Annotated in this window: 6 protein-coding genes and 1 riboswitch; of the genes, 1 reads left to right on the forward strand and 5 read right to left on the reverse strand. The window is 71.6% G+C overall.

Annotated features, from left to right (window positions below; translation table 11 throughout):
* Position 1: 1 nt before the first annotated feature.
* Positions 2–1573: an ABC transporter substrate-binding protein gene (locus tag AB0I11_RS18385; protein WP_357321305.1), complete on the reverse strand. Its 1572-nt coding sequence runs from the start codon at positions 1571–1573 to the stop codon at positions 2–4.
* 379 nt (positions 1574–1952) lie between these two features.
* Positions 1953–2067, forward strand: a riboswitch (SAM riboswitch).
* On the opposite strand from AB0I11_RS18385, the gene AB0I11_RS18390 reads away from it, so the two are divergent.
* On the forward strand, positions 2046–2705 hold the full coding sequence (locus tag AB0I11_RS18390) for a GNAT family protein (protein WP_357321308.1): 660 nt from the start codon (positions 2046–2048) through the stop codon (positions 2703–2705). Its footprint overlaps the riboswitch before it by 22 nt.
* 129 nt (positions 2706–2834) lie before the next feature.
* Here the strand turns inward: AB0I11_RS18390 and nhaA are convergent, their stop codons facing one another.
* The 4 genes from nhaA to AB0I11_RS18410 form a co-directional block, all read right to left on the reverse strand.
* Entirely contained in the window at positions 2835–4760 is a 1926-nt protein-coding gene (gene nhaA / locus AB0I11_RS18395; RefSeq protein WP_357321311.1) for a Na+/H+ antiporter NhaA, read from the reverse strand.
* A 44-nt stretch (positions 4761–4804) separates the two neighbouring features.
* Positions 4805–5233, reverse strand: a complete 429-nt coding sequence (locus AB0I11_RS18400) for an OsmC family protein (protein WP_357321314.1) — start codon at positions 5231–5233, stop codon at positions 4805–4807.
* 422 nt (positions 5234–5655) lie between these two features.
* Positions 5656–11670 carry a DUF4011 domain-containing protein gene (locus tag AB0I11_RS18405; RefSeq protein WP_357321317.1) on the reverse strand — a complete coding sequence of 2005 codons (6015 nt, stop codon included), beginning with the start codon at positions 11668–11670 and terminating at the stop codon, positions 5656–5658.
* Positions 11671–11703: 33 nt separating this feature from the next.
* Entirely contained in the window at positions 11704–12903 is a 1200-nt protein-coding gene (locus AB0I11_RS18410; RefSeq protein WP_357321320.1) for a TIGR02679 family protein, read from the reverse strand.
* Between the last annotated feature and the right edge of the window lie 48 nt (positions 12904–12951).

The following is a 12951-nucleotide window of genomic DNA, read 5'->3' on the forward strand; positions in this document are numbered from 1 at the left end:
CCTACTTGGTGAACCCGGCGAAGGCCGCCCGGATCACGCCGTCCGGGAAGACCTGCAGGCCTTGGATCTTCTGCGAGACGGCGGTCAGGTTCCGCTGCCGGTAGAGGTAGATCAGCGCGTCGTCCTGCTGGAGGATCGCCACCGCCTGCCCGTAGAGCTTCTTGCGCTCCTCGATGTCGTTGGACTGCCGGGCCTGGGTGAGCGCGGTGTCGAGCTGCGGGTTGCTGTAGCCGGAGACGTTCTGGCTGCCGCCGGTGCCGACGAAGTTGGTGATGTTGGCGTCCGGGTCGATCCGCCCGCTCCAGCCCAGTTGCAGCAGCTCGAAGTTGCCGCGGTCCTGCTCGTCGAGGAGCGAGGAGTACTCCACCGGGTTGATCTTCAGGTCGAACCCGCCGTCCTTGACCATGGCCTGCAACGCCTGCGCGAGGCGCAGCGAGTCGGGCGTGTTCGAGATGAGCATGGCCACCGGGTACGGCGTCTGCACGCCGGCCTCGGACAGCAACTGCTTGGCCTTGGCGGGATCGTGCGGGACGCACGTCTGCGCCTGCTCGGACGAGAACGGGCTGGCCGGCGAGATCGGTGAGCAGGCGGGGGCGAAGAGTCCGTTGAAGACGGCCTGGACCAGCGCCTTGCGGTCGAGGGCGTACTCGAAGGCCTGCCGGACCTTGGCGTTCTGCGCGATCGGCCGGTTGATCGGCTTCGGCGGGGTGCCGACGCCGTCGACGTTGCCGATGTTGAAGGTGAGCCCCTGGTAGCCCAGCGACTGGGACTGGAGCACGGTGAGCGAGGAGTCGCCGCGCAACGCGGCGTAGTCCTGGGTGGAGATGCTGTCGGCGACCTGCGCGTCGCCGGAGCGCAGGTTGGCCGCCCGGATGCTCGCGTCGCTGAGGATGTGCCAGGAGATGGCGTCGAAGTTGACCTTGCTGGCGTCGTAGAAGTTCGGGTCGCGGACCACGTCGATGGAGTTCTGCGGCACCCGCTTGGCGAACTTGAACGGGCCGACGCAGACCGGCGCGTTGGCGAAGTTGTCGCCGAGGCTCTGCAGCGCCTTCGGGCTCATGATCATGCCGGCCCGGTCCGCCAGCGCCCCGACCAGCGGCGCGAACGGCTGCTTCAGGTGGATCACGACGGTGTTGGCGTCGGGCGCGTCGACGGTTTCGATGGGACCGAGTTCGCTCTTGCGCGCGGAGCGGGCGTTGGTCAGGTGCCGTTGCAGGGTGGCCTTGACCGCGGCGGAGTCGAACGGCGTCCCGTCCGCGAACCGCGCGCCCTGGCGCAGCGGGATGGTGACCGTCCTGCCGTCGCTGCTGGTGCTCGGCAGGGCGGTGGCCAGCTGCGGTACGACCTGGGCCTGCTCGTTGACGTCGTAGAGCTTCTGGCAGATGGCCTGGAAGACGTAGCGCGAGTAGAGGCTGCGCGACAGCGTCGGGTCCAGCGCGTCGGGCTCCGCGGAGAGGGCGATGACCAGCTTGCCGCCCTTCTTCACGGCGGCCGGGTCGGCCGGCGTACCGAAGTTGTCCTGTCCTGCCGCCTGGTCCTCACCGGACTTGGCGCCGCCCTCGTCGTTCGACACCGGCGAGCACGCTACGACGGTGCAGGCGACGGCGAGCGCCGCCACAGCTGCCCGTAATGGGGAGAGCCTTCGCAGGCTCGGGTCACTGAGGTTCGTCATTGGGAGCTCCTCGAGTGGGCGATTCGGGGAGCGTATGTTGTATACGAACTGCTCCGCAAGACCTCCGGTCTGCGCCAGGACGAGCCCCAGCGGCCGACCACCCGGGCCAGGCGCCGCGCGGCGGGCAGGTTCGCGACGGTCCGGTCGAGGAAGGCGCGGACCTCGCCGGGGTCACGGGTCCGGCGTCCGAACCCGACCGGCCGGCAGCGGCGCTCGCGCACCTGTCAGGCGTGGAAATGTGGATTGCGTCGGCCCCAACACCGTCGCTACCGTGACGCCAGGTCATGAGTGCCAGCGCGAAGCCCCGGCTTGCTGGCCGGCAACCCTCCTACGCGGGTGGGGTGCTCCGGGTGAGGACCCGGCCCGGCACAGGGTGTGCCAGGCAAGTCGCGGACGGAGCACTCCCCTGCCATTCCCCACGAGACTGACCGCGCCGCTGCTCGACGGTGAACGTGTCCGGCTGGAGCCGCTGGAGCACCGGCACGCCGCGGACCTGGCCAGAGCGGCCGAGGAGGACCGGACCTCGTACCGCTTCACGTGGGTGCCCACCGCGGGCGAGGTGAGCGACTACATCGATGCTCAGCTGGCCCGGGCCGCGGCCGGGAGTTTGCTGCCGTACGCGCAGGTGGCCAAGGCGTCCGGACGCGCCGTTGGGGCGACCGCCTACTGGGATCCGCGGCTGTGGCCGGACCGCGACGAGTTGTGCGCGGTCGAGGTCGGTTTCACCTGGCTGGCCGCTTCGGCCCAGGGCAGCGGGCTGAACACCGAGGCCAAGTTCCTGCTGTTCGCCCACGCGTTCGAGCAGTGGCGGGTGGCCCGCGTCGACCTCAAGACCGACGCGCGCAACGCGCGCTCCCGCGCGGCGATCGAGGGGGTGGGCGCGCAGTTCGAGGGCGTGCTGCGCTGCTGGTCGCGGTCCTGGGCGCCGGGTGAGGAGGGCCTGCTCCGGGACTCCGCGATGTACTCCATCCTCGCCTCGGAATGGCCGGCCTGCCGGACCCGCCTGCACACCCGGCTCGCCGAAGGCCGGTGACCTCGGCCGATCCGCCGAACGCGCCAACGCGCCGGCGCTTCCGCGCACGCCTCGACGAGGTCCCGGATCCTCGTGACGCTCCGGTCGCGTCCCGTCCCGGCAGGAGGTCGCACGGCGCGACCTGACGGCCTACCGGCGTGCCGTCACGTCGACGGGACGCGCCTGGTCACCGGTCGCCGGCCCAGCGCGGCCGAGGCGGGCCCGGGCGCGGGCCGTACGAATGGCGGTGGTCAGGGTCGCGATGTCGTAGGCGCCGTGGTGGCGGCGGCCGTTGATGAAGAAGGTCGGGGTGCCGGACACTGCGCTGTGGTCGGCCGAGTCGATGTCGCGGTCGATGCGAGCGGCGTGGGCGTGGCTCGTGAGCTCGTCGTGGAAGCGCTTCTGATCCAGGCCGAGGTCGCCGGCGTATCCGAGCAGATCGGTGAGGCTCAGCTTGTCCTGGTGGTCGAGCAGCAGGTCGTGCATCTGCCAGAACTTGCCCTGGGCGGCCGCCGCTTCGGCGGCCTCCGCGGCGAGCTGGGCGTGCGGGTGCACGTCTGGCAGCGGCAGGTGGCGCCACACGAAACGCAGGTCGGCGTGGCCCAGCAGCTGTCGGACGGCCGGCTCGGCCCTCCCGCAGTACGGGCACTGGAAGTCGCCGTACTGCACCAGCGTCACCGACGCGTCGGCCGGGCCGCGGACGTGGTCCCGCTGCTCGTCAACGTCGGGGATGAGGTCGGTCAGCTCCGTCATGTCGCCGAACAGCGCCCGGATGCGCGTGTCCTTGGGCAACATGTGGGTGACCCGGAACGCGGTCCAGGTCAGCGCCGAGGACACGATCGCGGCGCTGAGCACCCCGACCTTGGCCTCGGCCAGGTGGTCGCCGGTGAAGGCCAGGCCGGCGATCAGCAGCGACACGGTGAAGCTGACGCCGGCGATCGTGCCGCTTCCGAGCACGCCCGCCCAGCCCACGGCCGGACGGATGCGACCGCGTGAGACCCAGGTGAGCCCGGCCGAGGTGCCGATCACGGCGAGCGGCTTGCCGACGACATACGCGAGCAGCACGCCCCAGGTCAGAGGTGAGGTGAACGCCTGGGCCAGGAACGGACCGTCGATGCTGATGCCGGCGTTGGCCAGGCCGAACAGCGGCACGATGAGGTAGCTGGACCAGGGATGGTAGATGCGCTGAAGGCGGTCGTTGGGCGACAGCGTGTTCGCGAGGCCGATCGACGCCGTCCGCGCGAGCGTGGGCGTCGGCTGCTCACGGAACGACCGGAACAGTCCGCTGACCTGCTCGAGCTCGGCGCGTCCCGGAGAGTAGGCGAACGCGGTCAGCCCGATGGCCAGTCCGGCCACCACCGGGTCGACTCCGCTGACCAGAAGCGCGCCCCACATCACGACGGCGACCGGCGCGTACGCCGCGCCACGTCTCACGCCGGCCGCGCGGAGGGCCAGCATGACCGCGAACGCCGCGACGGCCACCACGATGGGCGTCATTCTGATGTCGTCGCTGTAGACGAGGGCGATGACGATGAGTGCGATCAGGTCGTCGACCACGAACACGGTGAGCAGAAAGATCCGGACCTGGTCGGGCACGCCGCGACCGAGCAGTGCCAGCAGGCCCAACGCCAGAGCGGTGTCGGTCGACATGGCCACACCCCAGCCATGCGCGCCCGGCCCACCGTGGTTGATCGCCAGGAAGACCAGCACCGGGATCAGCATGCCGATCACGCCGGCCACGGCGGGCAGCACGAATCGTCGCCGGTCGCGGAGGTCACCCAGGTCGAACTCGCGCCGCGTCTCGAGGCCGACGACCAGGAAGAACAGCGTCATCAAGCCGCTGTTGATCCAGGTGTGCAGGTCGCGGGAGAGCTCGAGGTGCCCGAGGCGTAGGGACAGTGGGGTGCGCCACAGGGCTTCGTAGGAGTTGAGGTCGATGTTGGCCCAGAGCAGTGCGGCGACGATGGCGGTCACGAGCACACCGGCGCTGCCGGACTCGGTCCGCAGAAAGGCTCGCAGCGGTGGCGCCAGAGTGCGCTTCCAGATCGTCCGGCCGCTCATCCTGGTCCCGGTCACACGTCACCTTCCGGCGCGCTGGCCGGGTCGGCCTGGATAACTGATCAAGCCGGGCCGACGAACTCGGTCCGCACGCTCCAGGCGAACTGGATCAGCAGGGTCACCGGGGACTTCTCGGCGATCTCATGCATCACCTTCAGGTCGTCGGGGTCAGGGTCCTCGCTCAACGTGATCGTGCGCTTGAGGTACCGCTCCGCGCCTTCCCGCACGGGCTCGTGGTATTCGATCTCGACGGTGATGTCACCGGCAGTGTCGTACTTGTAGTCGACGTACTGCCGCAGCGTCTGGGCGGTGCACGACGCGAGCGCCATCAACAGGTACTCCGTCGGCGTCGGGCCGTCGCCGAGTGCGCCGTTGTGCGGTTCATCGGCGACGAACGTGAAGCCGTGGCTGGTCATGTCCGTGCGCCGGCGCTCGGTGGCCGGAAGGACAGCTCGGGCAGATGCGATGACACGATCCTGATCGGTTTCCATCGGCCGCGCCTTCCTGTAGATCTTGGTGGTAAGGGGTCCAGGTACGCAGTTCCAGCAGCAGCCGGGCCGCCGTCTGAGCGGGGCTGCGGCCGGGCGTGTCGCCCCGCGATCGAGTACCTCCGCAGGCTAGCCTCTCCCGGACCGAATAGTCCACTTGATCAGTCATCGCCAGAGCCGCTCGGCCCTCGACAACCTTCACCTCGGGGGGTGTTGACCTGCGCAGAATGGCGGTTTAGACCAGGGAGCTCCGGCGGATTCCAGTCGACGTCGAACCCAGGAATGGACTCGCAAGTCCGGCTATCATGCATACCGCTCACGGAGCCCAGGCAGTACCCGTCACGAGCCTTCGCCGCCGCATGCCCGACGGCAGGGGTGTGGCCGGCGAGGGCTTCGTCCCGGCACGGTCACGTCGGTGACTCATGTCAACCCGAGGTCAGACGTCCCTCCTGGTCAACCCGGACTCGGCCGCTGGTCACCGCGATGTGCAAGCCGTACCGGAGCAGCTTGTCGATCTTGTCGGTGCGCCGTCGGTAGCCGAGGCGCTCCAGCCCCGCACGCAGCAGGCGCTCCTCGTCCATGCTCGGCACGCTCTGCAGAACGTCAACGAAGGCGTTGGCGACCTCCTCCGGCGGCACCTCCTCGAAGACCCGGTCGTTGCTCGTCTGGGTGACCCGGTACGCGCGGTACGTCTGCGGGTCCGTCCCGTCGGGCCAGGCGTACCGCCCGACCGTGGGGTGGCCGTACAGCCGACGGGCGTCGACGAGCGCGAGCACGGCGAGGCGCCGGTCCTCCCGGGTCCGCAGGAAGCCGAACCGGGCCAGGGCCAGGCGGGCGAGCCGGTGCTGTTCGACGGGTCCCTCGGCCGCGATGATCTCCCGCAGCGCCTCCCGGACGAGCCCGCGCACCCGCTGGTCGGTGGCGAGCAGATCAAGGTCGCTCTGGTCGCCCAGCGGCGTCGGGACGTACGGGACGAAGGGGCTGACCTCGATGGCGCCGGTCGTCGCCGGCGGCGCGCTCGCGACGGGAGCCGGCGCGGACGCGGTGGCGAGGTCCGAGACGGGGGACGGCGCCGATGCGGTGGTGAGGCCCGTGACACGTGCCGGCGACGCTTTCGTGGCGGGCTCGGTGTCCTCCGCAACGCGCGGACCAGACAGCCCGACCAGGTGGACCTGCTCGACGTCCTCGGCCGTGCGCGGCGACGGCAGCTCGACGGTGTCGTGGGGCGCGACGGCCTCCGCCGGCGCGGGCGGCTCTGGAGCGTCGGCCCTTGCGACGGCGTCGTCGACGCGGTCGAGCAGCGCGGACCGGTCGTGGATCCATGCCGGCAGCCAGAACCGCACCACCTCCGGCCAGCCCATGATGGTCCGCAGCAGGGCGGGCGCCAGGTCCCGGTCGGCCACCGTCGGCCGGGTGCTCCAGTCGGGGCCGTCCAGCATGACGGCCACCTGCCAGCGGGCCGAGCCCGGCCGGCGTACGGCGAGGTCCACGGTGAAGTCGGACAGGCCGTGTGAGCTGCGGACCTGGTGGCCGCGGTCGCGCAGCGCGGCGGCCACCTCGTCGCGGATGCGGCTGCGCCGCTCGGTCCGGTCGGTGGCCAGGTCGCCCAGCCGGTCGACGCCGGCGGCGGCCATCTCGCAGTACGCCCGCAGGTGTTGGGTGCCGACCGCCGAGGTACGGGACAGGTCGATGTCGGACGGGTTGAACGAGGAGAACAGCACGACCTGCCGGCGGGCCCGGGTGATCGCCACGTTGAGTCGCCGCTCACCGCCGGCCTGGCTGAGCGGACCGAAGTTCAGCGGAAGCTGGCCGGTCTCCGGGTTGGTGGAGAAGGCCAGCGAGAACAGCACGACGTCCCGCTCGTCGCCCTGCACGTTCTCCAGGTTCTTGACGAAGATCGGTTCCGGGACCGCGCCGGAGAGCTGCTCCCGGATGATCGGGTCGGTGCTGTCCTCCAGCAGGTTGAGGACGAGGTCCCGCTGCTGGATGTTGAAGGTGACCACGCCGATCGACTGCCCGGCGGTGGCCGGGTCGTGCAGGCGCCGGGTGATGTCCGCGAGGACGGCCCGCGCCTCGACGTCGTTGGTCCGCGTGCCACCGCGGTCGTACCGGCCGTCGACCCGCCGCCAGGTGATGCCCGCGGAGCTGCTCATCCCCGGCGACGGGAGGCTGGAGAGCTTGTTGTCGTAGTAGTACCGGTTGGAGAAGGCGATCAGCGACTCGTCGTGGCTGCGGTAGTGCCAGGACAGCCACCGCTGCGGCAGCCCGGACTCGACGGCTTCGCTGAGGATGCTCTCCAGGTCCTCCAGCACCGGGCCGTCGCCCTCGTCGATGTCGTCGACGGTGTGGCCGGCCTGCATGATGCTGCTCGGCGGCATCTGTCGGGAGTCGCCGACGACCACCACGGCGCTGCCCCGCCCCATCGCGCCGATCGCCTCGGCGACCCGGATCTGCGACGCCTCGTCGAAGATGACCAGGTCGAAGCGCTGGCTTCCCGGTGCCAGGAAGTTCGCCGCCGAGGCGGGGCTGACCAGCACGCACGGCGTCAACGCCAGCACGGCGTCCGGGTAGTGCTCGAACAGCTCTCGGAAGGACCGGCCGCCGCGCTTGCGCCGCAGTTCCGCCGCGAAGTCGGCGAAGCGGCCCCGCCGGTCGGAAGGGCTGAAGGGGCGGCGGCGGACGAGCACCGAGGGCAGGCGCTCGGGCAGCGCCGCGCGCAGTTCACCGGCGGCCGTCTCGAACTGGACGATCTCGTCGTCGTGCAGTTCCGGGTCGAAGTACTGCAGCCCGCCGGCCCGTACCCGCTCGCCGAGTGAGGCGGCGGCGACGCCACGCCGGTACGCCTCCTCGGCGAACTGTCCGTTCACCTCGGCGCGCAGCAACTGGTCCCGGTAGTCGCCGAGGCCGGCGGAGGCGAGCACGTCGGCGTGGGTGAGGACGGTGGCCCAGCGGCGCAGCGGGAAAAGCTCCTCGCTGCCCAGGTCGTGCAGCCAGGTCGCGCCGTCCCGCTGCCAGGCGTCGACCCAGTGCGCGCCGGCCGACCACAGGACCAGCTCCGGCTCGGCGGAACGCAGCACCCCGCGCCAGGCCCGCCACCGGGCGGCGACCCGGTCCAGGAGGGCGGCGTCGACCTCGGAGATGCCGCGCTGGAACAGCTCCCACGCCTGCGGGTGCCGGGCCAGGAGGGTGCGGCTGGCTCGGGTGGCCTCGATCGCCTCCGCCAGCCGCTGCTGTGCGTCCGGGTTCGTGGGCTGCCACGCCGGGATCCGTAGGCCGCCGAGCGCGACCGCGTGCTGGTGCAGCGCGGCGGCCTGCGCCTGGGCGGCGACCAGGCGTCCGGTGATCACCTCGGCCCGCTCGGCGTCGAGCGTCGCGCCGCCGACCAGGTGCACGGCCAGCTTGTCGACGACGGCCTGCCGGCGCTTGCGCTTGCCGAGGAGCTTCTTCGCCGCCTCCTGCGCCTCGGCGTGCCAGGCGGCCAGCTCGGGGCGGGCGAACACGTCCGGCCGGAAGGTGGCAAGCTCGCCGGCGAAGCCCTGGTGGAAGGCGGCCAGCTCCGCCTGGAGCCGGGCCGCCGCCTCGTCCCACCGGCGGTCGCCGGCGCGCAGGGTGGTGTCCCGGTCCGGGAACATTCCGCGTACGGCGAGCCAGGCGCCGGCCTGCAACTCGGCGACGGTCTCCGGGGCAGGCAGCGTTCGCAACAGCCCGAGCAGATGGGGGTGCGCGGCCAGGTCGGCGCGGAGGCGTTCGAGGTCGGCGGCGATCTCGGTGACCGCGGCGCCGTGCAGCCCGTCTAGGGTCCGGCAGCCGCTGAGCGCCCAGGGATGCTCAGGCCGAAGCCGCGCCGAGCGGGCGGCGGCCGGGAACTCCCGCAACGTCGTCTCCACCTGGGCGCGCGCCTCGGCGGGTGCGTGCAGGTAACTCACCGGCACCGGGGCGGCCGGGCCGGCCCCGTACGCGAGGACCTGCTCGTAGGCCGACCAGAGCGACATTCCGACCGGGTTGGCGGTGTGGACCTGCGTCGGATACTCGGCTAGCGGGGCGAGCCGCGTCCGGTAGGCCGTTTCGACGGCCGTCCAGTCGCCGTCGCCGCCCAGGTCGTACTGGTCGAGGGCGTCGCGCAGCTGCTGTCGGATGGCGTTGAGGGACTGCTTGCGCCCGTGCAGGTCCAGCGCGAACGGTCCGAGGCCGATCTGCTTGAGCCGGCGCTTCACCACCTCGAGGGCGGCCTGCTTCTCGGCGACGAACAGCACCGACCGGCCGGCGGCGACCGCGCGCGCGATCATGTTGGTGATGGTCTGCGACTTGCCGGTGCCGGGCGGCCCTTCGAGCACGAAGGACTGGCCGCGCTCGGCCATCACGATGGCCTGCATCTGGGAACCGTCGGCGGGGATCGGCAGGTGCAGCTCCCCCTCGTCCACGGCGACGGCGTCGTGGTCCGGGCGGGCCGGGTCGTCGAAGGTGGCGCCGGAGGATTCCACCAGGTGCCGGACCACCGGGTTCTCCATGAACCGGGGCCAGTGGTCGCCGAGATCCCGCCACATCTGAAAGGTGGAGAACTGCAGCAGCCGCAGGCTGGCGGTCTCGTCGATGCGGTAGTTCAGCCGGTTGTCGACCAGCCCGGTGTTGATCGCGGCCAGGGTCTTGGCGATATCGATGCCGTGCTCGTCGAGGACCGGCTGCTCCAGCTCCGGGATCCGCACCCCGTGCTTGACCCGCAGCCACTCGATGAGGCAGTAGTTGGGACTGGCCACCTCGGTGCCGTCGATGACCATCGCGTACGGGCGGCGCCCGGTGCCGCCCTCGATGCGCACCGGCAGGAGGAACAGCGGCGCGTACGCCTCTCCCCCGGTGGACTTGGTGTGGACCAGGGTGCCGATGGTCAGGTAGAGGTAGTTGCTGCCGGTTTCCTGCTCCATCGTGCGCGCCTCGCGCTGCAGCGCCCGCATGGCGGTCTTGTAGCGGGCCTCGGTGACGGCGCCGTAGACCCGCCGGTCGGTGCGCAGCTCCCGGGTGAGGATCTCGGCGTCGAGGTCCTGCGCCCGGCGGGTGCCGGCCAGCTCGTGCACGTGGCTGATGTCGTCCTGCGGGATGACCTGCACCTGGCGGCCGTCGTGGATGAGGTCGTCGAGCAGGGCGAGGGCACCGGCCGGCACGTGCAGGTCCAGGCCGCGGCCGCGCTTGGGCAGGTTGAGCAGCGGGTTGCGCAGGCTCAGGTCGAGCAGGGACTTCCGCCACTGCTGGATCCGTGCCGGGGAGCCGTCGGCGAGCTGCGGCACCTCGTCGCCCTCGTCGGCGAGCTGCCGCAGCTTCGCGGCAGCCACACCGGGCGGGAGGTCGAGCGACGCGCCGGCATCGGGGGTCAGCTCGGCGTCGACCGGTGCGGGCGCGACCAGCTCGTCGGCCGAGGGCAGCGGCTGGATGCCGGAGCGGTGCGCGAGGTGGACGTCGACGACGCCCTGCAGCCGGTGACCATCCCCGCGGAAGTGGCCGAGACCGACCCGTACCGCCTCGGTGAAGGCCGCCGACTGGACGCCGGGTCCGATGCGAGTCAGCTCAACCGGCACCGCCCGGCCCGAGTCGACCATCGAGATCAGCAGGTTGGTCTCGGTGACCGCCGCGGCGCCGAGCCGCTCCTCCTCGAGGAGGAAGCCGCCGAAGGCGTGCCCCTCGCTGATGAAGATGAGCGGGTGCAGCCCCGCCGCCTCCAGGCACGCCGCGTACGTCACGGAGAGGTCGAGGCAGTTGCCGAGCCGCCCGTCCAGCACCGCGGCCGTCGTCCGCACCTTCTGGCCGCTGTTCTCGAACGACGCCGGCAGGGTCTGATAGGTGAGCTCGAGCCGGCGCAGCGCCTCGTACACGGCGCCGGCGATCAGCGCCGCCCGCTCCGAGCCGTCCTGGTAGCCCTGCAGCGAGCCGGATCCGGTACGCGCGAGCAGGATCTGCGCCGCAGATCGCAGCACGGCCTCGACCGCCCGGGTGTTCGGCTGGACGAAGGCCGCCAGGCTGTCGTAGAGGGCAAGGCTGTTGAACCACTCGTTGTGCGCCAGCACTCGCGACGGGGCGACCAGCGTCAACGCCGTGCCGTCCGCCTCGACGGTGAGGCGGTAGTCGACCGGGAACGCCTCGTCGGTGCGGTAGAGCGACGCCCGGTCGGGCGTGACGTCGCGGAAGTCGTCCCAGCCGGTGCTCGCGCCCGGCCGCAGCGGCGAGGTGAGCGTACGTGTCCACGGATCGGTGAGGGCGCCGTCGGGGCCGAGCAACTCCAGCGTCAGCGTCACGTCCGTCAGCGGTTCCGTCCCGCGGTTGGCCAGCGTGAGGTGGCGGACCAGCGGCACCCGGTTGTGCACCAGGGCGGCGTTGATCGCAGGCTGCACGAGCAACGCGACGGCGAGCTGGTCGTCGTCGGCGGTGAACTGCGCGAAGACGCTGTCGGACATGGGCGTTTCTCCAGGTGGCACGGCCGGGAATGGTCAGCCTAGCGGTCGTCCGACCGGCGGATCCTCCCCCGGCCGGGTGCCGATCTCTTCGTCGGCACCGTCGCCGACGACGTGTGCCGCCAGGTCGGCGAGCAGGGAGTCCACCACCACTTCCTCAAGCAGAGCTGTGCCGTGTGCTCGGACGACCTCAGCCAGCCGCGGGTCCCACGGCGCGTCGTCGACCCGGCCCACCGGTGGGCCCGAACCCGGCGCGGCGCGCAGGTAGTCCTCCGCCCGGAGCAGCCACGGTTCCGCGCCCGTCCTGCTCATCACGTGTGCGGCGATCCGCAGGCCTTCTCCGTCGAAGTCCCCGTGGTAGCGCAGCTGCGCCCCGGCCGCCGCGATGCCCCGCAGCATCATGATCGCCGCGGTGCTCGGCCACCCCGCGACGCAGACCAGGGGCGGGCAGGTAGCGCCGAAACGTCGCAGGGCGACCGCCATCACCGCCGGGTTCTCCACGACGAACACGGGCCCGCGTAGCTGACCGACGGGATAGCGGTTGAGCTGAGCCAGGGTGACCACCGATGCCTGACCTGCGTCGGCCCAGGCTCGCAACACTCGGGCCAGCGGGCCGTCGCCTTCGGGCCGCATCCCGGCGACCAGGACGATGGTCGACAACTCGTCGCAGGCGACGCCCGAGCACTCCCACAGTCGTCGGCGGCTCTCCGCGTCCGTCGGCGGATCGACATCGTGCAGCGCGGCCACCGCCCGAAGCACCACCTTGCCGAGTCGGCTGTCCTCATCGAGCGCATGGGAGTCACCGGTCAGCCGGGCGGCCAACACGGCGAGGGGCTCGCCGGTCGCGGGCAGTGCCTCGAGGATTGTGAAGGCCTGCGCCAGCAACGAACGGGTGGCGGATGCGTCGCCTCCGACCAGGCCGCCGGCGCGTATGCGGTCGAGCCAGGTGAGCAGCGCCGGTTCGGCGACGACCACCGGATGTCGACGCGCCCACTGCCACAGGTCGGCACGCTCCGCGGCGCGTTGCCGGCGGGCCTCGACCCGATTGGAGAGCGGGCCACCGATCGCCTCCACCAGAGCTCGGGTGTCCAGTCCGCCGGTGGCGGCGGCCAGGATCGTGTCGAGCGCCCGGACGGAAACGGTCACCTCCGATTCGGGGGTGTACGCGAGTCCGAGGAGGTCGGCCAGCGCGGCCCGCTCCGCCGGTTCCAGTCCGTGCAGGCGTATCCGGGTCACCGGACCGGCCGTGGCCTCGAACCGACGTCGCGCGGCAGCCCACAAGGG

It is taken from the genome of Micromonospora sp. NPDC050495, from assembly GCF_040655175.1.
Taxonomy (GTDB): domain Bacteria; phylum Actinomycetota; class Actinomycetes; order Mycobacteriales; family Micromonosporaceae; genus Micromonospora.